This is a genomic window from Pseudomonas sp. IT-P176 (genome assembly GCF_949767245.1).
In the GTDB taxonomy this organism is placed as follows: domain Bacteria; phylum Pseudomonadota; class Gammaproteobacteria; order Pseudomonadales; family Pseudomonadaceae; genus Aquipseudomonas.
The window spans coordinates 22,567-46,654 of record NZ_CATKPN010000055.1; the positions used below are offsets into that span (position 1 = coordinate 22,567).

Below are 24,088 nucleotides of genomic sequence, written 5' to 3' on the forward strand. Positions count from 1 at the left end.
AGCTGTCGGGGTGCAACACAGCCGGACCAAAACAACTAGAAGGTAACCAGATGGCGGATGAAATACAGCAACAGGGCACACTCAAGCGAGGGCTGAAGAACAGACATATCCAGCTGATCGCCTTGGGTGGTGCCATTGGCACAGGGTTGTTCCTCGGCTCCGCAGGTGTACTCAAGTCAGCGGGCCCCTCGATGATTCTCGGCTATGCGATTGCCGGGTTCATCGCTTTCCTGATCATGCGCCAGCTCGGCGAGATGATTGTCGAGGAACCGGTCGCCGGTTCTTTCAGCCACTTCGCCCACAATTACTGGGGCGGGTTTGCCGGTTTCCTGTCCGGCTGGAACTACTGGGTGCTGTACGTGCTGGTGGGCATGGCGGAGCTGACCGCCGTCGGCAAGTACATCCAGTTCTGGTGGCCGCAGGTGCCGACCTGGGTCAGCGCGGCGGTGTTCTTTGTGCTGGTCAACCTGATCAACACCATGAACGTCAAAGTGTTCGGCGAGATGGAGTTCTGGTTCGCGATCATCAAGGTCGTGGCCATCATCGGCATGATCGCCCTCGGTTGCTACATGCTGTTCAGTGGTACCGGCGGCCCGCAGGCCTCGGTGAGCAACCTGTGGGAACACGGCGGGTTCTTCCCCAATGGCACCACCGGCCTGCTGATGGCGATGGCGTTCATCATGTTCTCCTTCGGTGGCCTGGAGCTGGTGGGCATCACCGCTGCCGAGGCCAGCGAGCCGCGCAAAGTGATTCCCAAGGCGATCAACCAGGTGGTTTACCGGGTGCTGATCTTCTACGTCGGCGCACTCACCGTGCTGCTCTCGCTGTACCCTTGGGACCAACTGTTGCAGACCCTCGGCGCTTCCGGCGATGCCTACAGCGGCAGCCCGTTCGTGCAGATCTTTGCCTTGATCGGCAGCGACACGGCGGCGCAGATCCTCAACTTCGTGGTCCTGACCGCGGCGCTCTCGGTGTATAACAGCGGCGTCTACTGCAACAGCCGCATGCTCTACGGCCTGGCCGAACAGGGCGATGCACCCAAGCAGTTGATGAAGCTGACCAAGCAAGGCGTGCCACTGCTGGCGTTGAGCGTTTCGGCGCTGGTCACCCTGCTGTGCGTGGTGGTCAACTACGTGGCACCCCACGGTGCGCTGGAGCTGTTGATGGCCCTGGTAGTTGCTTCGCTGATGATCAACTGGGCGCTGATCAGCCTGACGCACTTGAAGTTCCGCAAGGCCATGCACCTCAAAGGCATCGTCCCGGGCTTCAAGGCATTCTGGTCGCCCTACACCAACTATCTGTGCCTGGCCTTCATGCTCATGATCGTCTGCGTGATGCTGGCGATCCCGGGCATACGGGCGTCGGTGTTCGCGATTCCGGTCTGGGTCGCGATCCTGTACGTGGCCTACCGCATGCGGGTTGCCCGCACACGAGCGCTGTCGGTCGCGCGATAACCGTCAGCCAGTAAAAAGCCCCGGCATTCGCTGAATGCCGGGGCTTTTTACTGTCTGCGTAAACCACAATCCCTGTGTTCAGAGGGTGGAGCGTACGCGCCACAGTTCAGGGAACAGCACGGTGTCGAGCATCTTGCGCAGGTAACCCACGCCTTCGGTGCCGCCGGTGCCTGGCTGGAAGCCGATGATCCGCTCGACCGTGGTCACATGGCGGAAGCGCCACTGGCGGAACGAGTCTTCGAGGTCGATGAATTTCTCGGCCAACTGGTACAGGTCCCAGTATTGCGTCGGGTTCTTGTAGACCACTCGCCAGGCGGCTTCGACCGAGGCGTCATGGGCGGTTGGCTGGGTTGGGTCGCAGGTCAGGCGCTGCGGGTCGATCGCCAGGCCGGCGCTGACCATCAGGCGAATCGCCTCGTCGTACAGCGATGGCGTGGCCAGCGACTGCTGCAGTTCGGCCAGCAGTTCCGGACGGTGGGCATGGGGGCGCAACAGGGTGGCGCTCTTGTTGCCGAGGATGAATTCGATCTCGCGGTACTGGAACGACTGGAAGCCCGACGACTGCCCGAGAAATGGCCGGATCGCGTGGTATTCGGTGGGGGTCATGGTCGCCAGCACGGTCCAGGCATGCACCAGTTGGTCGAAGATCCGCGACACCCGCGCCAGCATCTTGAACGCTGGTGGCAGCTCGCCCAGGCGCACGTGTTCACGGGCCGCCTTGAGTTCGTGCAGCATCAGTTTCATCCACAGCTCGGATGTCTGGTGCTGGATGATGAACAGCATTTCGTTATGGTCCGGCGACAACGGGTGCTGGGCGCTGAGAATCCGCCCCAGGTCCAGGTAGTCGCCGTAGCTCATGGAGTCGGAAAAATTCAGCTCGGCGTTATGCCATTCGTCTGTCTGGTTGCCCGGGGAATAGGGACATTGGCTCATTGCGCAGGCTCCTCAAGTGGCGATGTATTCAGCGGACGCAAAATCGCCCGGACCGGGCTGGCGTCAAGATTGGCAAAGCGCAGCGGCAAGGCGATCAGCTCGTAGTCACCTTCCGGCACGTCATCGAGGACGATCCCTTCGAGGATCGCCATGCCATGGCGAGCGACGGCGTTGTGCGCGTCCATGGTCTTGGATTGTTGCGGGTCGAGGGACGGTGTATCGATACCGATCAGGCGCACGCCGAGGCTGGCCAGCAGGTCCACGGTGTCCTTGGCCACGGCAGTGAAGTCCGGGTCCCAGGTGGCCAGCGGTACCTGGCGGTAGGTGCGCAACAGCACCCGCTCAGGCAACTGCTGCAAGCGCCCGGCAAGCTGCTCGGGCTGCACCAGGGCGCCGCTGTCCAGGCAATGCAGGACGCGGCACGGGCCCATGTAGACCTCCAGCGACACCTCGCCGATGGGCGCACCGTCCGGGCTGTAATGCAGGGGCGCGTCGACGTGGGCGCCGGTGTGCGGCGACAGGGTAATGCGCCCGACGTTGACCGGGCACTCGGGACCGAACGTCCAGACCCGCTCTTCCTGGAAGGGTGTATCACCCGGCCAGGTGGGCGTCGCGGTGCTCAAGGGTGGGCTGATGTCCCACCAGGATGGTGTTTTTTTCATTGTTCAAATCTCGGCTTGCTCACGCGTGAATGATACGAGCGAAACCCCTGAACTTTCTTGCGAAAAACTTCGGCATTCAGCAAATGTTTCGCACTTAATGCTAAAAAATCACCGTTTAGCCGATAGATATTTCACGCTACGCCAGCAGCATTCGCCGCGCCCCTTGACTCTCCCCCGTGGGGTCGACTTTATCCTCGCGCCTCGACTATCGCGGGGTAAGCACATGAGCAAACGGATACTGGTGATTCTCGGCCATCCTTCGAGCCAGAGTTTCTGCGGCGCCCTCGCCGATCACTACGTGCAGGCAGCCCGGGAGGCCGGGCATCAAGTGCGCGAGCTGCGCCTGGGCACCTTGAGTTTCGACCCGATCCTGCGCGAAGGCTACCAGCAGGTCCAGCCACTGGAAGCCGACCTGCTCAAGGCCCAGGAGGACATCACTTGGGCCGAGCACCTGACACTGGTCTACCCGATCTGGTGGGGAGCCATTCCCGCGTTGCTCAAGGGCTTTTTCGACCGGGTGCTGCTTCCCGGCTTTGCCTTCAAGTACCGCCCGGGCAAAGCCTTTCCACAAAAGCTGCTGCAGGGGCGCACCGCCGATCTGTTGGTGACCATGGACACCCCGCCCTGGTACTACCGCTGGGTGTATCGCATGCCCGGGTTGCACCAGGTGCGCAAGACCACCCTGGCGTTCTGCGGCATCCGCCCGCGCACCACCCTGACCTTCGGCCCGCTGCTGAACTCGACCGCACGTCAGCGCCAGACCTGGCTGGCACGCGCCAAGGCTATCGCTCAGGGGTAAGTCTCAGGGATAATCCGCCGCGTTATCCGGGACATCCACGAAAAAGGGACTTTTCATGTACATCGGTAAAGCGGCGAAACTGTCCGGCACCACCATCAAGAGCATTCGTCACTACGAAGACATCGGCCTGCTGCCGCCTGCCCAGCGCCAGGGCAAGTACCGCATCTACGACCAGCAGAGCGTCGAGTTGCTGAGCTTCATCAAGTGCGCCCAGCAACTGGGTTTCAAGCTCAAGGAAATGCAGGCGATGTTCGAGCCGCACCGTGGCCAGACTCCGCCCTGGAACCTGGCGCACCAGGCGATCACGGACAAGAAGCGGCAACTGACCGACACCATCAAGCAACTGACCCGCCAACACCAGCAATTGAGCGCGTTGCAGGCCAGCCTGGCCCAGGTGCAGGACCAGTGCACACTGGAGCGGGTCTGAGGCCCCGCGCGTTTCTGGACAGCTGAGTGTCGAGCACAGACAACTGAGCCTGCGCCGGGCGCTATAGGGTGGGACTTCATTCCTGCCCAACGCTCGGAGTCAGCATGTCCCAACCCATTACCGTCCTTCGTGATACCCACCCGTTGCCAGTGCTCGACGCCTGCAAATGGGAAAAGCTCGAAGGCGACCCGCACACCGTCAACCTCAACGCCTACACCAGCGAGGATGGCAGCAAGATCATGGGCACCTGGATCTGCACGCCAGGCAAATGGCGAGTCGACTATGTGAAGTGGGAGTACTGCCATTTCCAGGAAGGCTACTGCGTGATCACCCCGGACGGCATGGCGCCGATCCATCTGCGTGCGGGTGACATCTTTGTGGTCGAGCCGGGGATGAAAGGCACCTGGGAAGTGGTGGAGACTGTGCGCAAGTACTTCGTGTTTGCCTGAGTATTGCATCCGGTAATGGGTGCAAAACCACTGTGGGAGCGGGCTTGCCCGCGAATGCGCCAGCACCGTCAACGTTGATATTGACTGTGCCGGCCTCTTCGCGGGCAAGCCCGCTCCCACAGGTTTTTATGCGTATGCGGGATCTGTGTGTACCACAGATCCAATGTGGGTGCGGGCTTGCCCGCGATGGGGCCGGCACAGCCAGCATTTACGGCCACTGACACACCACCATCCCTGGCAAGCCCGGACCCACAGGCTGTTGTGTGTGTGGCAGTGCCTGTTTTACTGCGGCTTGCGGTAGCTGTTGATGATGGCCGAGAAATCCTGGCCACCTTCACCGCGCAGGCTCATGGCCTGGTACAGCTGCTGGGCTACCGCGCCCATTACCACAGGCTGATGCGCCTGGCGTGCTGCTTCGGTGGCCAGTCCGAGGTCCTTGAGCATCAGTTCGGCACCAAAACCACCGGTGTAGCCACGCGAAGCCGGCGCGGTTTCCACCACCCCAGGCCAAGGGTTGTACATCTCCGAACTCCAGCAACGGCCGGTCGAGCTGTTGATGATTCCCGCCAGCACGCCGGTGTCGATCCCCAGCGCGTCGCCCAGGGCCATGGCTTCACTGACACCAACCATGGAAATGCCCAGCAGCAGGTTGTTGCAGATCTTGGCGATCTGCCCGGTGCCGACTTCACCGCAGTGCACGATGTTGCGGCCCATCTGCGCCAGCACCGGTTGCAGGGTGGCGAACAGCTCCACCGTAGCGCCGACCATGAAGGTCAGGGTGCCGGCCGCCGCACCACCGGTGCCACCGGACACCGGTGCGTCAGCCATGGTTACGCCCTGCTTGGCTGCCGCTGCGGCGACATCGCGGGCGGTCTGCGGGTCGATGGTGCTGCAGTCCACCGCCGGGACCCCTTTGCCGATCCCCGCCAGTACGCCGTCTTCACCCAGCCAGACGCTGCGCACATGCACCGCGGCCGGCAGCATGGTGATTACCAGTTCGGCACCCTGCGCGGCTTCACGGGCCGTGGCGCTGATGTGCCCGCCCAGTTGCTCCAGCTCGGCCAGCACCGCCTTGTTCAGGTCGACCAGGTTCAACGAATGGCCGGCCTTGATCAGGTTGCGCGCCATCGGCGCGCCCATGTTGCCCAGACCAATAAACGCAATCTTCATGATGTCGGGCTCCTTAGCGCAGGTTGATCGTGGTGTTCACACCGTCGTTGACGCTGTTGTCATCAAACCAGCGGCTGGTGACGGTCTTGGTCTGAGTGTAGAACTGCACCACTTGCTTGCCATACGGGCCCAGGTCGCCGAGCTTGGAGCCACGGGAACCGGTGAAGCTGAAGAACGGCACTGGTACCGGGATCGGGATGTTGATACCCACCTGGCCGACGTCGATTTCGCTCTGGAACTTGCGCGCCGCCGCCCCGCTCTGGGTGAACAGGCCGGTACCGTTGCCGAACGGGTTGGCGTTGACCATGGCGATCGCCTGGTCAAGGGTGTCGACTTCGAGCACCACCAGCACCGGGCCGAAGATTTCCTGGGTGTAGATCTGCATGTCGGTGGTCACCCCGGAGAACAGGGTCGGACCGACGAAGTTGCCTTGCTCGAAGCCCGGGACGCTAATCTCGCGACCATCGAGTTCCAGCTTGGCGCCTTCCTTGATACCGCTTTCGATCAGGTCGAGGATCCGTGCCTTGGCGCGCTTGGAGATCACCGGGCCGACATCGGTGCCTGGCTCACTGCCGGCATTGACCTTGAGTTTTTGCGCCAGCGCCTTGAGGTCCGGCAGCCATTGCTTGGCCGCACCTACCAGGACCACTACCGAGGTGGCCATGCAGCGTTGCCCGGCCGCACCGAAACCGGCACCGACCAGGGCGTTGAGGGTTTGCTCGCGGTTGGCATCCGGCAGTACCACGGCGTGGTTCTTGGCGCCCATCATCGATTGCACGCGTTTGCCGTGCTTGCCGGCCAGGTCGTAGACGTGGGTGCCGACCGCGGTCGAACCGACGAAGGACACCGCCTTGATGTCCTTGTGGGTGCACAGCGCATCCACCACGTCTTTACCGCCGTGCACCACGTTGAGCACACCGGCCGGTACGCCGGCTTCGATCGCCAGTTCCACCAGCAGCAAGGTCGACAGCGGGTCCTGTTCGGACGGCTTGAGCACGAAGGTGTTGCCGCAGGCGATGGCCATCGGGAACATCCACAGTGGGATCATCGCCGGGAAGTTGAATGGGGTGATGCCAGCGCACACACCGATAGGCTGGCGCAGGGTATAGGTGTCGACGCCGCCGGCGACGTTCTCGGCAAACTCGCCCATTTGCAGGGTGCCGATGGAGCAGGCGTGCTCGACCACTTCCAGGCCACGGAAAATGTCGCCTTCAGCGTCGGCGATGGTTTTGCCCTGCTCGGCACTGAGGACCACGGCGATGCGCTTGGAGTGCTCGCGAATCAAGGCCTGGAGCTTGAGCATGATGCGCATCCGCGCGCCGATCGGGGTCAGCTTCCAGGTCTGGAACGCACGATGGGCGGCGTCAATGGCAGCGTTGACTTCTTCAGCGGTGGCAAACGGCACCTTGGCCAGCACTTGCTGGGTCGCCGGATTGACGATGTCGTGCCATTCGGTGGTCTTGGACTCGACCCATTGACCGTCGATCAACAGCTTGGCCGTTTGCACGGTGGTTTCGTTGGGCGTGAGGGATGCGTTCATGCTGGTCTCCGGGACTTATAGTTATGCTGGGAGCCAAGGCGAACAAGCCGCCTTGAGATGAGGCGTGGACCGCGACGTGGTGGGCGGACTGTTTTTGGAGTATAGATGTGCAAACTTCTAATAAGAACGCACATAAAAGCCGGTCCAACATGCAAAAAAACATCACATCGCTGGGCTCCCTGAACTGGGATGACTTGAAGTTTTTCCTCGAGGTGGCCCGTACCCGCAAGGCCAGCACGGCCGCCAAACGCCTGGCCGTGGATTACACCACGGTGTCGCGGCGCATCAGTTCGCTGGAAGGCGCCCTGGGCACCCTGCTGTTCGAGAAGTCGCGGACCAACGGCTTTGTCCTCACCGCCGAGGGCCAGCGTCTACTGGGCTATGCCGAGTCGATAGAAAGCACCCTGCACATGGCGTGCGAGCAGGTGTCAGGTTCGGGGGTGGCGTTGTCCGGGCATGTGCGCATGGGCTGTACCGAAGGCTTCGGCAGCTTTTTCATCACGCCGCAGTTGAGCCACTTCGTCGATGCCTACCCGGCGATCTCGGTGGACATCCTGCCGCTGCCGCACTTCATCAGCCTGTCCAAGCGCGAAGCGGACATCGTCATTGCTCTTGAGCGTCCGGAACACGGGCCGTATGTCTGCTGCAAACTCTGCGACTACCGCCTGCAGCTGTACGCGACCCAGGACTACCTCGACCAACACCCGCCCATCCGCCGCCCGGCGGACCTGGCCCAGCATCAGTTCATCAGTTATGTCGACGACCTGGCCTTCAGCTCGGAGCTGCTGTACCTGGCCAACGTCCTGCCCGGCGCCAGCGCCAACCTGCGCAGCACCAGCGTGATCGCCCAATTCGTCGCCGCCCAGCAAGGCCGCTCGCTGGCGATCCTGCCGTGCTTCCTGGCAGCCCAGGATGCACGGCTGCTGCCGGTGCTACCGGCAGAAATCAACATCACCCGGCAGTTCTGGATGTACTGCCGCGAGGACTTGCGCAAGCTCAAGCGGATCACCCTGCTCTGGGATTACATCCGTAACGTGACCGAACGAAATCAGGGCCTGCTGATGGGCGACAGTCGCGAGACGCTGTTTGCGGACTGACAGATCTTCAAGGAATCAAGTCCTGGCATCATGAGGTCAGCAGGTCTTTGCCAAGACTTTGAAACAGTGCTTGATACCCTGCTTGTAACACCTCGACGCCCGCATTGCCCCTCTCACTAGAGTCACCCCTTCAGAGCAACAATTGAAAATTCCTCATGAACTTAGAGAACCATCCTACAGCCACGCCATGGCCATATGAGGTAGCGTCCTGCCGCATTCAAATACAGCAAGTAGGGACACACGATGGTTACAGGGCGCGACATTGGAATAGGTGACAAGACCTCCCGACATCGATTGAGGGTTGAATCATGATACGGGCAAGTGTCAACGGTTTAGGACAAGGTCTGCACGGTGATGTAACCACTACTGGCGCGATATGTATCAGCAGCCTTCCCAATGCGACACAAGGGGGTCGAGGTGTCTTGCGCCTTGGGGATAAAACCACCCCCTGCCCGCTATGCGGCGAAAAGGGCGTAATTGTCGAAAGCCTACCCGCCATGAAGTGGATGGGAGTTGCTACGGCGCTGGATGGTTCAAGAATCCACTGCGGTTGCCCCACGGGTCGCAACCGCCTGATAGCGCCGTTGCGAACAAGTGCTGCAGCGCAACCAACTAGGGCATCCAACCCAGCGGCAAGCTATTCTGACAACCCAGCGGCGACAAACTCCAATTGGGTTGATCCGAAGTCAGTAGATGATACCGCTGCCTTTCCAAGCATGCCGAGCGCGAATTCCGCCACGTGTAATCATCCCGACCAGATGGAAGAACTGGCCAGATACATTGCTGGCGAGATGAATCGCAATATCTACGACCCGGCTGTGTTGGAGATGAGAAAGCTCATTGACTACGATCCCGAAGTGGAAGCGAAGAGATTTTCTGAACTGCCTTGGTATGCAAAGCTGGCGGGGCCACCGAATTTCAGCAATATTGCACAAGCAAGGAAAGCAGCGGCCTTTGTGATCTGGACTAAGAAAGTGGGGCAAAATCAAGAGTGGGATCACAAGCCCAAACTGAAAAAGCTGTTTAATGGCACCATCTGGTACAAGCAAGGGAAGCACATGTATTTCTATGACATCTGGTCGAATATCCATTATGGATATGTCGGAGTCATTGGCGGACTTTCTGAAAGTGTATTGCTGGACGGTGCCGGGGCTGAGCAAGTTGTATCGGACTCCGCTAGGAAGACCGATGAGATGCTGGAAAAGCCCAAAGCGGATTGGAAACTTACCGGCCCTCATCCTTCAGCCAGTCCATGGACTGAATTGAGATCATGGGACGACATAGCTGATAGGGTATCAATCAGTATTGGCGTGAAGCTCGCCAACCTGCACCCAAGCGGCGGGATAACAGCGAAGATGGTTATGGACGAAGTGCTGGCGGTAGAACCGGAGAACTGGGGAGCTGGGATTGACGACCACACATGCGGATAAGGGGCCCTCTGGGTGTGCATGGTTGTTATACATTCCATTGCTACCCATAGTGTTTTTTGTAGTCCAGACCTTTTTTGAGCCGACTGTAACCGTTCACTACGCCGAAAACGCCAAGGAAGAGCTTAAGTACATCTGGAACGTGCAACATCGGATTTACAAAGGTCAAATGCGTCCTGGAGGCGGGACGTCTGATAAGGGATTTATATTTCCAGACGAAGACTTTTTCATGCACTTTAATTGGTGGAGCGACAAGGGGCGCCGCCATTGCGTCAGTATCACCCCAAAATGGCCGAACACTAATATCTATCTCGACTTGAATGGCAACATCGACACGGTGAAAACATTCGGTACAGATGAGGAACGTTTAGATCAATGCAAAGGAGATTGGGCAAAACCGTAATTCGATATTTTCCGGGCCTATTCCGTCTGCGTCCAGCGGGTCCACATAGCCAAAATTGATCATGCCGTTGTGTTTGCCGACGACCTCGCGACATCGATTGGGGGTTGAATCATGATACGAGCAAGTGCCAACAGTATAGGACAAGACCTGCACGGCGTGACCGCAAAAATAATCTTGGACAAGGTGTTGCGGTGCCAATAGCCGAATGGGGCAAAGGGGTTAAACGGCATGCCTGCAAGTGAGAAAAGACAGCTAAACATCGGTCGGGGGATTGCACTGTCAATCTTCGCTCTTATTGCATGCTGGTATATAGCGATGCCACGCGTCGTCATTTACTACTCAAAGGACGGCATCGAAAATATCAGTTACGTCCTAAATACACAGCACACAATCGTTCGAGGCGATCTGCTCCCCGGAAAGACAACTGGTGATGTTGGACATATCTTCCCCAACAACAGGTTTTTCATGATGTTTGACTGGTGGAGCGATAAAGGTGGCAGCCACTGTATTAGCATCACACCCAAGTGGCCTACGACTGAAATCCATTTAGACCGTAGCGGCAACATTGATATCAGCGAAGGCAGCGGCACGGATACGGATACGGATACGGATACGGATCGCTTTAAGCAGTGCACCACGGATACAGCGAAATCATAAGGCGATATTTTCTAAAATCAGGGGTAGGCGGGATCTTTCACAAACGAGGACGGTACGATTACTTCGACGATACTTGGTCGAATATCCATTATGGATATGTAGGTATGGCCGGTGGTCTTTCAGAAAGTGTGCTTTCTGATGGTGCGGAGCTTGAGCAAATTGTCTCGGACTCCCTCCGTAAGTCGGGAGAAAAATTTAAAGAACTACTGACTCAGCAAACGCCGGAAAAACCACTTCCCGGCCCACAACGCTCAGGGGATGTTGAAGGGCTACGGGCTTGGGATGATGCTCCCGACCGGATATCGATTGGCATAGGTGTACAGCTCTACAAGGAGCAACCAAGAGGAGGCATCACAATCAAAATGGTTATGGACAAAGTGTTGTCAGTCTCGCCAATAGAATGGGGAGATGGTGTACGTGTGCACAAATGTGAAACCAATTAGACGCAGGATAATCTTTACCGTACTTCTGCTGCTCTCGCCGTTTGCATTCTGGTATATCGCAACCCCAAGGGTAACCATCCAATATTCAAAGGAGGCATCAGAAAAACTCGGAGCCGTCTGGAATACGCAGAACAGGATTTACAGAAGTGGTCGCGGATGGCTGTATCCCGGCGAAACGTCGTTGGACTATGGACACATATTCCCAGATGAAGACTTCTTTATGGAGTTCTATTGGTGGGGTGATAGGACTCGTAACCATTGCGTCAACATCACCCCAAAATGGCCAACGACTCACATTTACCTTGATGCGAACGGCGATATTGATAGAAGTGAAGGCAGTGGCACGGATACAGATCGCTTGAGGCAATGCACCACGGATACAGCGAAACCATAAGGCGATATTTTCTAGAATCAGGGGAAGCGGGATTTGGCACAAACAAGGACGGTACGAAAATTTCTATGACATCTGATCAAACATCCATTACGGATATGTGGGCATGACCGGAGGTCTTTTCCGAAAGCATCCTATAAAAACGTCCCCTGATGTTATTGCTCGCTTGAAGCCGCGCAAAGGCGAATCTGACCCTTTCCGACTCTGAGCAAGTATGGCAAATACGCAGAGGAGTTCACGCGGCGATGGTGGACGAGCCTCGTGCTCGGTTTCAGGGAACAGCGAGGTTTGTAACCACAACTCGAACTTCAAGGATGCTCATAGCGGTTAGCCCCTGTATTCATTGGGTCACCTGAGTTCCTTGAAGTACTCGATGTACTGCTGCGGCTCCACCAGATCTTCTTTACCGATTAGTCGGCGCTGACCACGATGGCCACGCGGCGGTTTTCGGTGCGGCCGCTGGCGGTTTTGTTTGAGGCTACCGGTACGCTGCTGCCGAGGCCGCGCAGTTGGACGTTTTCTTCACGCATGCCGACGCGGGTCAGTACGTTGCGCACGCTCTTGGCGCGGCGCATGGACAGTTGCTGGTTGTAGGCTTCCTTGCCGGAGGCATCGGTGTGGCCGTCGACTCGCACGCGGTCGATGCCAACTCCCAGTAGCGCCTTGCCGATGCGCTCGACAATTTCCGTGCTCTGCGCGTTGAGGCTTTCCACGTCGCTGCCGAACAGCACCTTGCCCGACAAGCCAAACGCCCAGCCTTCGTCAGTCAGTTCGAACCCCTGCTGTTTGAGCACGGCGATTTGCGCGGGGGTCAGGCCCTTTTGCGGCGCCGTCTGGCACCCGGTCAAGGCCAGCAGGGCCATGAACAGGGTCAGGGTGAAGAATCGAAGGGAACGCTGGGTAACTGAGAACACGAGGTTAGCTCCTGGTTTTAAGATTGGCGGCAAGGTGCTCCGACCGTGCCGTGTATTGCCCGCCTCGGGAGAGGCGTTTGGCCTGGTACATCGCCGCGTCGGCGGCATGTAACAAGGTGCCAGGGGTGGCACCATGATCCGGGTAAAGCGCGATCCCGACACTCAGCGAGGTCTGGACCGAGGAGCCATCAGGCAACTGCACCGGCAGTGCCATGCTGGCGATGATCTTGCCGGCAATGCGCTCGGCATCTTCGATCTTGTGCAGAGGGGTCAGCAGCACAGCAAACTCATCGCCACCGAGCCGCGCCACCAGGTCTTCTTCGCGCAGTTGCGCACGTACCCGGGTGGCCACCGCTACCAGCACCGCATCGCCGGCCGCGTGCCCGTAGTTGTCGTTGATGCCCTTGAACCGATCGCTGTCGAGAAACAGCACGGCCACTCGTTCGTTGTACTTGCTGGCACTGCGCACGGCCCGCGCCAGCCGTCCTTCGAAGAAGGCCCGGTTGGGCAACCCGGTGAGGCTGTCGTGATTGGCCTGGTGCGCCAGGCTTTCGTTTTCGCTCTGCAGGTGGGTCTGCCAGGACTCCAGTTCGTCGAGCAAGGCATTGAAGTCGTTGCCCAGGCTGTCCAGTTCGGCGATGCGCGCCGGCGGCACGCGCTGGTCAAAGGCGCGCTCGCTGCGGGCCGCGTGCGCCACTCGCGCCAGGCTGCGCAACGGCCCGGTGATGCCCTTGAGTTGGCGCCGCGCGAGGAACAACGCAACCCAGGCGCTGAGGGCGCTGCACAGGATAATCCCCGCCAGGCCGCTGAGCAGGAAGCGCATCAGGCTGCCGCCATGGCCGATGATCAGGATGCTGCCGACTTCCCGGTCCTGATGGACGATGGGCATGAGGATCGGCTCTTCCAGTACGCTGCGGGCGATCTGTGCTTCCAATGCCGAGACCAGCCCGTGCTCACCACGCTGCCAGCGGGCCAACAACTGGCCCTGGGCATCGAACACCTGCGCGTCGGCCACTTCTTCGGTGGAGGCGATCAAGGCCAGCGCTTCGTTGGCGGCGGCCTTGTCGTTGAACACCACCGCCGCTTCCACGGTGTAATTGATGGAGCGGGCGATCAGGTGCAGGTTGTGATCGGCATACACCCGCAACGCCAGCACACCGAGCACTGTCAGGGACAAGCTGGTCATGGCCACCCCGACCAGCGCCACGATCAGGTTGCCACGGCCAATGACTGAACGCAGGGTCGGACGCCCGTCTCGGTTGAACAGGTTCATGGCGCTACCGACTTGCGACGCGAGAGTTGCAATACGCTGGGGTGAATGCGCACGCCGCTGCGCGCCACCGAGTCGAGGTTGACCTCGAACGACACTTGCTGGTCGCTGACTCGCAAGCAAAACAGGCTGCCCACCGCGCAATGCTCGTCGGCCTCGCTGATGCTCAGCACCGGGTGCCCGATCAACGAGGTGAACAAGCCACTGCGTTCCTCGGCGCTCAGTTCGCCGATATAGACCGCATCACATTCAGTGGCGATAGCCGGGTAGCTCGCCAACAGTCGGCGCACCAACACCGGACGGCCGGTGGCCTGGGTGGTGCCCTTGACCAGGTCGTCGGTGTATTGGGTAGGGCCGAGGAGGCACAGGCGCAATTTGTCGGGTTCGACCGGCCAGCGGGCGTAGCTGAGAATCCCCAGCACCACCTGGGTCACCGAGCGGGCGCGCTGGTCGGCCATGCTGGCCGGCAATCGGCTTTCGGCGAACAGTTGCACGCTGAACAGACAGAGAATCCCAGCCAGCACCAAGCGCTTGCAGCTCATCATGGATTCTGTCGTCCAGACAGCCAGCTTCATGCGGGGATTCTCGTTGATTTCGACAAAATGATGCCGCAACGATAGCACAGCGCCGATACCCCGGCGAGGACGCCCCGCCTGCCAGACCGCGGGGCTATGCCGTTTGTTGCAGCACTGGCGTGACGCTGAGGAAGCTGACCGATCGGTCACCTATCGCTGGCGTCCGCCAATTCCAGCATCAGCCCGCTCAAGCGCTTGACCTTGCGCTTGACCGCCTCTTCAAACACCCCGCTGCGCGACTCGATCAGGCTGAACCAATCCTTGGCTCGGGTGATGCCGGTGTAGATCAGTTCCTTGGTCAGCACCGGGTTGAGGGCGTCCGGCAGGATCAGCGCGGTGTGGGCGAATTCCGAGCCCTGGGATTTGTGCACGGTCATGGCGTAGACGGTCTCTACATCGTTGAGCCGACTGGGCAACACGAACCGTACCCCGCCCTGCCCGTCGTTGCGGGCAAAGGCCACGCGCAGCACCTGCTTGCCGCCAGGCAGGGCATCGCGCTCAGGCAATTTGAGGGCGATGCCGATGTCGCCGTTCATCAGGCCCAGGCCGTAGTCGTTGCGGGTCATCAGCACCGGACGACCTTCGTACCACTGCTGGTCGCTGTCGATCAGCCGGGCCTTGAGCAGCGCCGCGGTGATGCGCTGATTGAGTCCTTCGACGCCCCAGGGGCCCTTGCGCACCGCGCACAGCAGCTGGAACGCATCGAAGGCCTGCAACACCTGCCGCGCCCAATCCGTCCACACCTGATCCTCAGGCAAGGCGTCCGGGCTGGGGCGCTGGTTGCGCAACAGGCTCAGGTAATGCCGGTAACCCTGCGGCCCGTCACCGTGACCTTCCAGCAACAGGCGCTCCAGGGCCCGGTCCTGCTCGCCCTTGAGCGCCAGGACAAACAGGTCGGCGTGACTGCAGGCCGCCAGTAGCTTGCGCGCCTCCTCGGCCTGCTGCTGGTTGACCCAGCGCGCCAGTTGGCCGATGCCACTGCCTTCGCCAAAGCGCCGCGAGTGACGCAACATCACCACTTGTTGCGCCAGCGGGTGGCTGGCGTCGAGGTCTTCCTGCAAGCCGCTGCTGCCCAGGTCCTCAGCGCTGACCGTCTCCAGCCAGGCCCGGGTCTGCGGGCTGTACCAGCCAGCTTCGGCATCCCGGCACAGGTCGCCCAGCACGGCACCGGCTTCCACCGACGCCAGTTGGTCCTTGTCGCCCAGCAGCACCAGGCGGGCATGGAGCGGCAAGGCGTCGAGCAGATTGGCCATCATTTCCAGATCGATCATCGACGCCTCATCCACCACCAGCACGTCCAGCGGCAGGCGATTGCCAGCGTGATGGCGAAAGTGCCGAGTGCCGGGACGGCTGCCCAGCAGGCGGTGGACCGTGGTTACGTCAGCGGGGATCTTGTCCCGCACCGCGTCGGCGACCTGCAGGCTGCGTACCTGTTGGCTGATGGACTCGGTGAGGCGCGCGGCTGCCTTGCCCGTCGGAGCCGCAAGGCGAATGCGCAGCGGCTTGCCCGCCTCCACGGCAGGCGCCTGGAGCAACGCCAGCAAGCGCACCACGGTGGTGGTCTTGCCGGTGCCCGGCCCGCCGGTGATGATGCTGAAGGCACTGCGGGTGGCCAGGGCACAGGCGAGCTTCTGCCAGTCGATCGGCGCACCGGCGCGCGCCTGGCCGAACAGCCCGCCCAGGCGCTCGGGCAGGTCGACCGGGGTCGGTTCGGCGGCGACCAGGCGCTGGCGCAGCGCCTGGTCGATGCGCCGTTCGTAGGCCCAGTAGCGGCGCAAGTACAGGCGTTTGCCGGACAGCACCAACGGGCGCTGCAGGGTTTCTTCACGTCCATCGGCGGCCAGCGCCACCAACGGGCTGGAGGCCAGCACCTTGCACCAGTGCGCGCCGTCCAGGCCTTCGAGCAATTGCGAGGGCAACAACTGGGCGCCAGTCTGCACGTCGCCTTCCGGTGGCAAGGACAGGGCGAAGTCCGGCGCTTTGAGGGTCTCGAACAGGTCAAGGCAGACGTGACCATGCCCCAGTTGGTGACTGGTCAAGGTCGCCGCCAGCAGCACCAGTGGATCGTCTTGCGGCGCCCGCTCGTGAAGGAAGGCCACGAAGGCTTTGTCCAGCGCGCGCAGCCAGCCGCGCTCGACCCAACGCTCCAGCAGCAGCAACAAATCGCCGGCGCTGCTCAGGGGCTGGAGTTGCGCCAGGCTCTCGGCCGTCAGCGGCGTGGGTAACAGGTCGGCAAAGGAACGGTTCATAGCAATACACCCTGCTCCCAGGCCGGTTCAGGCTTGGCTTCTGGTTTGCCCTGGAACAAGCGGTCCAGGCGTTCGATCAGCTCGCGCGGCGGGCGGGCGAAATAGGCGCCCTGGCTCGCCGCCCGGGTACCGCGCAAAAACAGGTACAGGGCGCCGCCCATGTGCCGGTCGTAGTCGTAGTCGGCGAGGCGCGCCTTGAGTTGGCGATGCAGGGCCAGCAGGTACAGCACGTATTGCAGGTCGTAGCGATGGTCGAGAATCGACTGCTCCATTGCCTGCTCGGTGTAGGCCGAATCGTCGCTGCCCAGCCAGTTGGATTTGTAGTCGGCCACGTAGTAGCGCCCGGCGTGCTCGAAGGTCAGGTCGATAAAGCCCTTGAACATGCCGTTGAGCAGCATCGACTCGGCACCCACCCGGGCGACGCCGCCGTGGGTGTATTGGCGCACCAGTTCGTCGAGCTTGAGCACATCGACTTTATGGCTGGCGAACCAGAACTCCATCTCGACCCGGTATTCGCGCAGGTTTCCGAGGACTACCGGCGGTTGCTCGGCGCCCAGGCGCAGCGGGACCTGCAGCAAGTGCTGCAGCCAGTCGCTCAGCGTGACGATCCAGCCCTGCCAGCCGCGACGGTTGCAGCGCCGGGCAATGGCGTCGTCGATCGCCTGCGGGTCGGCACTGAATCCCTCGTCACCGGCCCACTCCAGCAGGCCGTGGAGGAAGGTGCCCGGGTTGGGCCCACGCGGGAAGCGATGGATATCGCCGCCACTGGCCTGCACTTCACGGGGGGCATCGGGGTCGAGGCGTTCGTCATCGAACAGTTTTTGCGCCTGGGCACTTTCCGGGGCTTCCTCGCTGGCGGCAGCAAGGCTGTCGCCAATGCGCAGCCCACTGTAGGAGGCGATCCACCAGTTTTCCGCGGCCTTGCGCTTGGGACTCAGCGCTGCCAGCAACCGTGCTGCGTTGCGCGGCGGCTGGTACTGCTCGTCGCTGGCGGCGGGCATCGGCTGATGCTGCAACGCCGCACACCCTTGCTCCAACGCATGCAGCCAGGCGGACAGGCCACTGGACTGCGCCAGCGCAGCACCGCCGCCGAGCACATAGCCCAGGGCCGACAGGTGCAATACCGAGCTGTTGCTGTTGCCACGCTTGAGGTCGGCGACACCCAGCCAGCACGCATGCTGGGCCCGGGTCAGGGCCACATAGAGCAGGCGCAGGTCTTCGGCCAGGCGTTCATGGTCGGCCAGGGCGATCAGCTCGGGCGTCGGGTTCAGGGTGACCTGGGGTTTGCCGCGCTCATCGTGGTAGTGCAACGGCAAGCGACTGCCATCCACCGGCTTGGCCGAGCAGATGAAGGGCAGGAACACCAGCGGGTACTCCAGGCCCTTGGACTTGTGGATGGTCACCACCTTGACCAGTTGCTCGTCGCTTTCCAGGCGCAGAATCTGTTCCTCACCCGCCTGCCCGGACAACGCCAGGTGCTCGGACAGGTGACGGATCAGTGCCTGCTCGCCGTCGAGTTCGGCGGCGGCCTGTTGCAACAGTTCCGAAAGGTGCAGCAGGTTGGTCAGCACCCGCTCGCCATCACTGCGGGCGATCAGCACTTGCGGCAACTGGAAGTCGTGGAGCAGGCGCCGTAGCATCGGCAACACGCCCTGCTTGCGCCAGACCTCGCGATATTGGCGGAACTGCATGACCCGAGTTTCCCAGGCCAGCTCGTCCTGGTTCAGGCGCTCCAGTTCGCTCAGCGACAGGTTCAAGGTGGTGCTGGCCAGGGCCGCCCGCAGCGGGCGCTCGACATCCGGTTCGGCGCACGCCTTGAGCCAGCTCAGCAGGTCATGGGCTTCCTGGGCGGCGAACACCGAGTCCTTGTCCGAGAGATAGACGCTGCGCACGCCGCGCACCGATAACTCATGGCGCACCGCTTGGGCTTCCTTGCCGTCGCGCACCAGGATCGCGATGTCGGCCGGCAACAAGCCCCTGAAGGCCTGGTTGTCGCGGACAAAACCCGCCCGCCCCTGCTGGCCGCCATTGAGCAACGCGGTGATTTGACTGGCGCAGGCCGCGGCCAGTTGCTGGCGATAGATCACCCCCGATAGCGCCTGTTCGCTGGGCAGGTGCCAGAGGTTCAGCGCCGGCACGGCCTGGCCGTCGATCTGCAACGACTCCTTGCGCCCCTGGGACTCGACCGGGGCGAAGGGTACCGGGTTATCACCGTTGGGCTCGCGAAACAGAAATGCGCCCCGGCCCTGCTCCCGCAGTTCGGCAGTCTGGAACACGTGGTTCACCGCCGCGACCATGCCGTGGCTGGAGCGAAAGTTGGTACCCAGGGTGTGCAGGCGGCCGGTGGTGGCCTGGCGCGCTCGCAGGTAGGTGTAGATGTCGGCGCCACGGAAGGCGTAGATCGCCTGCTTCGGGTCACCGATCAGAAACAGCCCGCACTCCGGGTCGTTGTCTTCGATGCGGTAGATGCGCTCGAAGATGCGGTACTGCACCGGGTCGGTGTCCTGGAATTCATCGATCAAGGCAACCGGGAACTGCTCACGGATCAAGGTCGCCAGGCGCTCGCCGCCATCGGCCTGCAACGCTGCGCGCAGGCGCAGCAGCATGTCGTCGAAGCCCATTTCGGCACGCCGGCGTTTCTCTTCCTCAAAGCGCCCGCCCACCCACTGCGCCGCATGCTTCAACACGGCGGCGTCCGGGGTCGGCAGCGCATCGAGCCGGGCCTTCAGGCCGGCCATCGCGTCCAGCCCGGGATGGTCCGGCGCCTGGCCTTTCCAGGCTTCGGCCATGCCCACGGGTGTCAGGCGGATGAAGCCGGTGCCAATGTCCAGTTGCTCGAGGGCTGGATCTTCGGCCCAGGCGCTGATTTTCTCGAACCAGGGCTCGAAGTAGCGCGCTTGCATCTTGCGCCCGTCGACCGCCTTGCTGGCGACGCCTTGCAGGCAGATGTCCCGTAGCTCCTGCGCCCAGACCAGCCAGGGCGCCTTGAGCGTCACCAGGGCCTCGCGCCGCTGCTCAAGGCAGGCGGCGATCAACTGCTGTGGCGACTCGCCTTCGATGCTGTCGCGCTCACTGTCGAATAGGCCGCGAACCCGCGCGAGCAATGCGGCAGGTCCGCCCCAGTTGGCACGGACCCAGTTCAGCGCATCGCCCTGCATGGGATAGCAATACAGGCGCCAGTAGTCACGCACCACTTCGCCGAGCAGATCGCTGTGGTCGGTTTCCAGGGATTGGGTAAACAGGCTGCCGCTGTCGAAAGCATGTTCGCGCAGCATGCGCTGGCACCAGCTGTGGATGGTCGAGACGGCTGCCTCGTCCATCCACTGCGCGGCGATGTCCAGGCGGTTGGCACAGGCGGGCCATTGCTCAGAGCGGTATTCGGCGCGCAGGTCGGCAATCAGGCTGTCGGGAGCCGGGGTCTCGTCGCGGAAAAACCGTGCGGCTTCGGCCAGGCGTGTGCGGATTCGCTCGCGCAGTTCCTTGGTGGCCGCGTCGGTGAAGGTCACGACGAGGATCTGCGGCGGCAACAGTTCGCGCCCAAAACCGCTGGCGGCGTCACCGTGGCCGAGCACCAGGCGCAGGTACAGCGCGGAGATGGTGAAAGTCTTGCCGGTGCCGGCGCTGGCTTCGATCAATTGGCTGCCGCGCAGGGGAAACGCCAGGGCCAGGGGCAATGTCGCGGTCATCAATTTGACTCCTCGCCGGTCAGTGAGCGCCAGGGTGCCACGAGCAATGGCCGGTAGAGCGCATCGCACCAGCCGTCAAAGGTCTCGTCGGCCAGCAGGGCGTTATAGTCAGGGAACTGGCGCGCCAGGGCCGGGCTTTCGCGGCGCTCGCCCTCGGAGGTTTGGCCATCGCCTTCGTAGGCCTTGCGGGCAGCGGCATCCGCCTTGAGCGGGTCGGTCTGGCCGAGCCAGGCGAAGGCGGTCTTGACCGCGATGGGCAGGGGCTGGCGCATGCCCGCTTGCCAGGCTTGCATCAGTTCACCGAGGAGCTGCTCGGCATGGGGCTGATCCAACGGGTCCAGCAGCAGGCTGTCATCACTGGCGACCAACCCGGTGGTCATCGACAGGCCGCTGGCACAGGCCACCAGGTGATTGACCCAGGGCCGGATCAGGCGATGCCACTTACGCGTCTTGGGCGATCCGATGCTGTTGGGAATGCTGGTGACTGTCAGCAACCCACCATCGCTGCGCTGATGCAGGCCACCCAGCCAACCTTCCAGGCTCACGCCCTGCAGGTTGAGCGATACGGGCAAGGCGCTGGTCAGTGGCGTAGGCCACAACTGCAGCAGGTGTTGATAACGCTGCAACAGGTCCGGCAGTGGCTCGATCAATTCACGCTGCAGGCACTCGCCAAAACCGGCCATTGGCAGCAAGCCGCTGTCCTGCAGGCGCTTGGCCTGGGCCAACAACGCGGGCTCGGGTTGATCCAGATGGCCGAGGGCGGCGGTCAGCAGACTGTCGCTCAGGCTGTAGCGCTGCAAGGCATCGAGGACGAAAGGTTCTTCGTCAGCCAGCGGCGCTTCGGCGGCTTCGAAAAACACTTTCAAGCGCTGGCTGAAAAAGTGCCGGACCGGGTTGCGCAGGAAATCCTGGAGCTGGCCCAGGGACAACGGCTCTTCTTGCACGTAGGGGTCCAGCAGTGTCGACGCTGGTTGGGCCGCGTGCTGCTCGTGCAGCAGCTGCCATTCCCGGGCATAGCTGAAGAGCCCATCGCCTTCATGGAAATAACGGGCGCTGAAGGGTTGCAACGGGTGTTCCTGGGTCAGCGCTTCGAGCAGTGCATCTGGCTCGCCCGCGAGCTTCCAGCCATTGGCCAGGTGGTCACGCAACTGTCCGATCAGCACCGAGGCCGGACGCTCGCTGTTGTCGCGGATGCTGCGCCCGACCCAACTGATGTAGAGCTGGTCCCGCGCCGAGAGCAAGGCCTCGAGCAGCAGGTAACGGTCATCCTCGCGCCGTGAACGATCGCCGGGGCGGTAGTCGCTGCCCATCAGGTCGAAGTCCAGCGGTGGTTGGGCGCGCGGGTAGTCGCCGTCGTTCATGCCCAGCAGGCACACCAACTTGAAGGGGATGGCGCGCATCGGCATCAGGGTGCAGAAATTCACCGCACCGGCGAGGAAGCGTTGGGACAGGCGGCCCTGATCGAGGCCGGCCAACCAGGCTTCGCGCACCACCGTCAGGGGCAGCGGATCGTGCAGGCCAACTGACTCACAGGTCTCCAGCCAGGTTTCACGCAGCAATTGGAGCTGGGCCAGCAGGTAGTCATCGTGTTCGTTGCTGGCCAGGAAAAACAGCTGCATCAGCGCTTGCAACCGGCTACCCCATTGTTCGGGGGAAGCGGCCTGGCTGAGTTCATCGTGGGCGATCTGCAAGGCATCGAGCAAGGCCACCAGGGGCCCGATCAAGGCCGCATCCAGGCCGCCGATTTCATCGTAGGGTTCGATGCCGTCGCAGGCCTGGCCACTGCCCACCGCGTAGCCGAGCAGCATGCGCCGTAAGCCGAAGCGCCAACTGTTCTGCTCCAGTGCGTCGGGCAGGCCGAGGCCGGCGCGTTGCTCGGCGCTCATGCCCCAGCGGATCCCGGCGCCTTCGATCCAGCGATGCAGGGTCGGCAGGTCGCGCTCCTGTACCCCGAATCGCGCGCGCAAGGCGGGCACGTCCAGCAGGTCGAGGATTTCGCTGACCGGGAAACGGCTGTCGGGCAACTTCAGCAGGTGCTCCACGGCAATCAGCAGCGGATCACGGCCGCGCTGGCCCTGGTCGGTGAGGGTAAACGGAATGAAGCGCGGATCAGTGCGCTCCAGCTGCCCGAATACCGCGCTGATGTGCGGCGCATAGCTGTCGACATCCGGCACCATCACGATCACATCCCGCGGGCGCAACTGGGGGTCGGCACTGAAGCGCGCGAGCAACTGGTCATGGAGGATCTCGACCTCCCGTTGCGCGCTGTGGGCTATGTGAAAACGGATCGACTCATCCTGCGCCAGATCCACGACTGGCCATAGTTCGCGGGTTTCGCTCAGCGGACGCAATTCGAGGATGTCGTCCTGCAGTTGGTTGAGCAGGGTCAGTGGCTGGCTTTCGCTGAACAGGTCGATACGCCCGTCGCGAAAGGCCGAGCGATAGCTGTTGGGATCGTCATAGCTGTCGAGCAGGTTGATGTAGTCGCGGCCTTGCTTGCCCCACGCCGCCAGCAGCGGGTGCGCGTGCTGATGCAGGGTTTGCGGATCGAGCACCACCGGCATCCCGGCCTTGCGCGCCTGACGCTTGTATTGGTGCCTTAACAGGTCTTTATCGGCGACGATGTCCGCCCAATGGTGTCGACAAGGGTTATGCACGCAGAGCAGCACCTGGCTGAAACGGGCCAGCCCGGCGAGTGCTTCCAGGGCCTGGGCCGGCAGCGAGGAAATACCAAAAACGATCACCCTGGACGGCAGGCCGGCAGGCGCGGTGTCGAGCCGGGTGATGGTCTCAATGAAACGTTGGTGAACCCCGGCGCGGCTCTGCGCCATGCCTTGCGCTCCGACGTCGAGCAATAGCGCACGCCACAACTCCGCCTGCCAGCAGTTGGCGGGGGTCAGCGGCTTGCTCTCGCCTCTGCCGTTGCGTAATTGATGGCGCCCGGCGGCCCAGTCTTCCAGCCAGTCGGCTCGGTACACCTGGTACTGGTCGAACAGATCGGCGAGGCGCTCGGCCAACTGGTAGCGTTTACGCAGGTCGGTGTCGTGGGTCAGGAAGCGCTGCAGCGGTTCGAAATGTGGCTGATCGATCAGTTCGGGCAGCAGGCGCATCAGGCGCCAGGTCAGCGGGGCCTTGTCCAGCAAGGACTTGGCGGGAATCTCGGCACGCCCCAGGACCAGGCGGTACAACTGCCACATGAAGCTGCCGGGCAATTGCACATCAATGGCTGCGGCAATGCCGCAACCGCCCATGTCGTCTTCTTCCGGGTCTTCGGCCAATGCCAGCTTCAGCCATTGGGCAATACCGTTGCTCTGCACCAGGGCGATTTCGTTTTCCAGGGGCGCCAGCGGATAACGCCGCATCCAACTGACCACCAGGCTACGCAGTTCATCCAGGCGGTTGCCGTGAACCACCATAAAACCAGTACTGAGTAGCGAGCCGTCCGCCATGAATGCTTCCTTGGATAAGTGCCTGAGCCAGGGCCGAACCTTAGCATTTTGTGGCAGCCTGGTGCCGCCCGAAACGGGCACAGTAGGGTGCGC

18 protein-coding genes and 1 pseudogene are annotated in these 24,088 nt (G+C 61.8%); 9 read left to right on the forward strand and 10 right to left on the reverse strand.

The genetic code is table 11. The features are described from left to right. Positions 1 to 50 precede the first annotated feature (50 nt). Entirely contained in the window at positions 51 to 1,454 is a 1,404-nt protein-coding gene (locus ACM6IP_RS16205; protein WP_159993633.1) for an amino acid permease, read from the forward strand. A 78-nt stretch (positions 1,455 to 1,532) separates the two neighbouring features. Here ACM6IP_RS16205 and kynA read toward each other — a convergent pair whose 3' ends face one another. Further along, the gene (gene kynA, locus ACM6IP_RS16210) at positions 1,533 to 2,387 is read right to left on the reverse strand and encodes a tryptophan 2,3-dioxygenase (protein ID WP_095171285.1); all 855 of its coding nucleotides are present in this window, start codon (positions 2,385 to 2,387) and stop codon (positions 1,533 to 1,535) included. Next, positions 2,384 to 3,049, reverse strand: coding sequence for an arylformamidase (gene kynB / locus ACM6IP_RS16215; RefSeq protein ID WP_401130729.1), 666 nt, complete (start codon positions 3,047 to 3,049; stop codon positions 2,384 to 2,386). The genes kynA and kynB overlap by 4 nt, the downstream gene beginning before the upstream one ends. 223 nt (positions 3,050 to 3,272) lie before the next feature. On the opposite strand from kynB, the gene ACM6IP_RS16220 reads away from it, so the two are divergent. The 3 genes from ACM6IP_RS16220 to ACM6IP_RS16230 all read left to right on the forward strand — a co-directional run bounded on the left by ACM6IP_RS16220 (position 3,273) and on the right by ACM6IP_RS16230 (position 4,724). Beyond that, the gene (locus ACM6IP_RS16220) at positions 3,273 to 3,848 is read left to right on the forward strand and encodes an NAD(P)H-dependent oxidoreductase (protein WP_095171288.1); all 576 of its coding nucleotides are present in this window, start codon (positions 3,273 to 3,275) and stop codon (positions 3,846 to 3,848) included. A gap of 55 nt (positions 3,849 to 3,903) precedes the next feature. Then, complete coding sequence (locus tag ACM6IP_RS16225) at positions 3,904 to 4,275, forward strand: MerR family transcriptional regulator (RefSeq protein WP_095171290.1); 372 nt, start codon at positions 3,904 to 3,906, stop codon at positions 4,273 to 4,275. A gap of 104 nt (positions 4,276 to 4,379) precedes the next feature. Next, on the forward strand, positions 4,380 to 4,724 hold the full coding sequence (locus ACM6IP_RS16230) for a cupin domain-containing protein (protein WP_095171292.1): 345 nt from the start codon (positions 4,380 to 4,382) through the stop codon (positions 4,722 to 4,724). A 282-nt stretch (positions 4,725 to 5,006) separates the two neighbouring features. On the opposite strand, the gene mmsB is transcribed toward ACM6IP_RS16230, so the two are convergent. Together mmsB and ACM6IP_RS16240 are read right to left on the reverse strand one after the other, a co-directional pair. Next, positions 5,007 to 5,894: a 3-hydroxyisobutyrate dehydrogenase gene (mmsB, locus tag ACM6IP_RS16235; protein ID WP_095171294.1), complete on the reverse strand. Its 888-nt coding sequence runs from the start codon at positions 5,892 to 5,894 to the stop codon at positions 5,007 to 5,009. A gap of 13 nt (positions 5,895 to 5,907) precedes the next feature. Next, positions 5,908 to 7,434: a CoA-acylating methylmalonate-semialdehyde dehydrogenase gene (locus ACM6IP_RS16240; protein WP_095171296.1), complete on the reverse strand. Its 1,527-nt coding sequence runs from the start codon at positions 7,432 to 7,434 to the stop codon at positions 5,908 to 5,910. Between the two features lie 149 nt (positions 7,435 to 7,583). Between ACM6IP_RS16240 and ACM6IP_RS16245 the strand changes: the two genes are divergently transcribed. The 5 genes and pseudogenes from ACM6IP_RS16245 to ACM6IP_RS16265 form a co-directional block, all read left to right on the forward strand. Next, positions 7,584 to 8,531, forward strand: a complete 948-nt coding sequence (locus tag ACM6IP_RS16245) for a LysR family transcriptional regulator (protein ID WP_414861864.1) — start codon at positions 7,584 to 7,586, stop codon at positions 8,529 to 8,531. Between the two features lie 308 nt (positions 8,532 to 8,839). After that, positions 8,840 to 9,961 (forward strand): polymorphic toxin type 44 domain-containing protein, encoded by a 1,122-nt coding sequence (locus tag ACM6IP_RS16250; RefSeq protein WP_414861865.1) that lies wholly within the window; start codon positions 8,840 to 8,842, stop codon positions 9,959 to 9,961. Then, the gene (locus ACM6IP_RS16255) at positions 9,939 to 10,361 is read left to right on the forward strand and encodes a hypothetical protein (protein ID WP_414861866.1); all 423 of its coding nucleotides are present in this window, start codon (positions 9,939 to 9,941) and stop codon (positions 10,359 to 10,361) included. Before ACM6IP_RS16250 ends, ACM6IP_RS16255 begins: the two co-directional genes overlap by 23 nt. A gap of 228 nt (positions 10,362 to 10,589) precedes the next feature. After that, positions 10,590 to 11,018, forward strand: a complete 429-nt coding sequence (locus ACM6IP_RS16260; RefSeq protein WP_414861867.1) for a hypothetical protein — start codon at positions 10,590 to 10,592, stop codon at positions 11,016 to 11,018. A 26-nt stretch (positions 11,019 to 11,044) separates the two neighbouring features. Continuing rightward, a pseudogene (locus tag ACM6IP_RS16265) lies at positions 11,045 to 11,461 on the forward strand (polymorphic toxin type 44 domain-containing protein); the annotation flags it as partial. Between the two features lie 801 nt (positions 11,462 to 12,262). Here ACM6IP_RS16265 and ACM6IP_RS16270 read toward each other — a convergent pair. The 6 genes from ACM6IP_RS16270 to recC all read right to left on the reverse strand — a co-directional run bounded on the left by ACM6IP_RS16270 (position 12,263) and on the right by recC (position 23,995). Beyond that, positions 12,263 to 12,766, reverse strand: a complete 504-nt coding sequence (locus ACM6IP_RS16270; RefSeq protein ID WP_095171300.1) for an OmpA family protein — start codon at positions 12,764 to 12,766, stop codon at positions 12,263 to 12,265. A 4-nt stretch (positions 12,767 to 12,770) separates the two neighbouring features. Beyond that, positions 12,771 to 14,039 (reverse strand): diguanylate cyclase domain-containing protein, encoded by a 1,269-nt coding sequence (locus ACM6IP_RS16275; protein WP_414861868.1) that lies wholly within the window; start codon positions 14,037 to 14,039, stop codon positions 12,771 to 12,773. Next, positions 14,036 to 14,611, reverse strand: coding sequence for a YfiR family protein (locus ACM6IP_RS16280; protein ID WP_401131287.1), 576 nt, complete (start codon positions 14,609 to 14,611; stop codon positions 14,036 to 14,038). The genes ACM6IP_RS16275 and ACM6IP_RS16280 overlap by 4 nt, the downstream gene beginning before the upstream one ends. Positions 14,612 to 14,757: 146 nt before the next feature. Next, a complete protein-coding gene (recD, locus tag ACM6IP_RS16285) occupies positions 14,758 to 16,860 on the reverse strand; it encodes an exodeoxyribonuclease V subunit alpha (RefSeq protein WP_414861869.1) in 2,103 nt (700 codons plus the stop codon). Next, complete coding sequence (gene recB / locus ACM6IP_RS16290; protein WP_414861870.1) at positions 16,857 to 20,546, reverse strand: exodeoxyribonuclease V subunit beta; 3,690 nt, start codon at positions 20,544 to 20,546, stop codon at positions 16,857 to 16,859. Before recB ends, recD begins: the two co-directional genes overlap by 4 nt. Continuing rightward, entirely contained in the window at positions 20,546 to 23,995 is a 3,450-nt protein-coding gene (recC, locus tag ACM6IP_RS16295) for an exodeoxyribonuclease V subunit gamma (protein WP_414861871.1), read from the reverse strand. The genes recB and recC overlap by 1 nt, the downstream gene beginning before the upstream one ends. Positions 23,996 to 24,088: the final 93 nt, after the last annotated feature.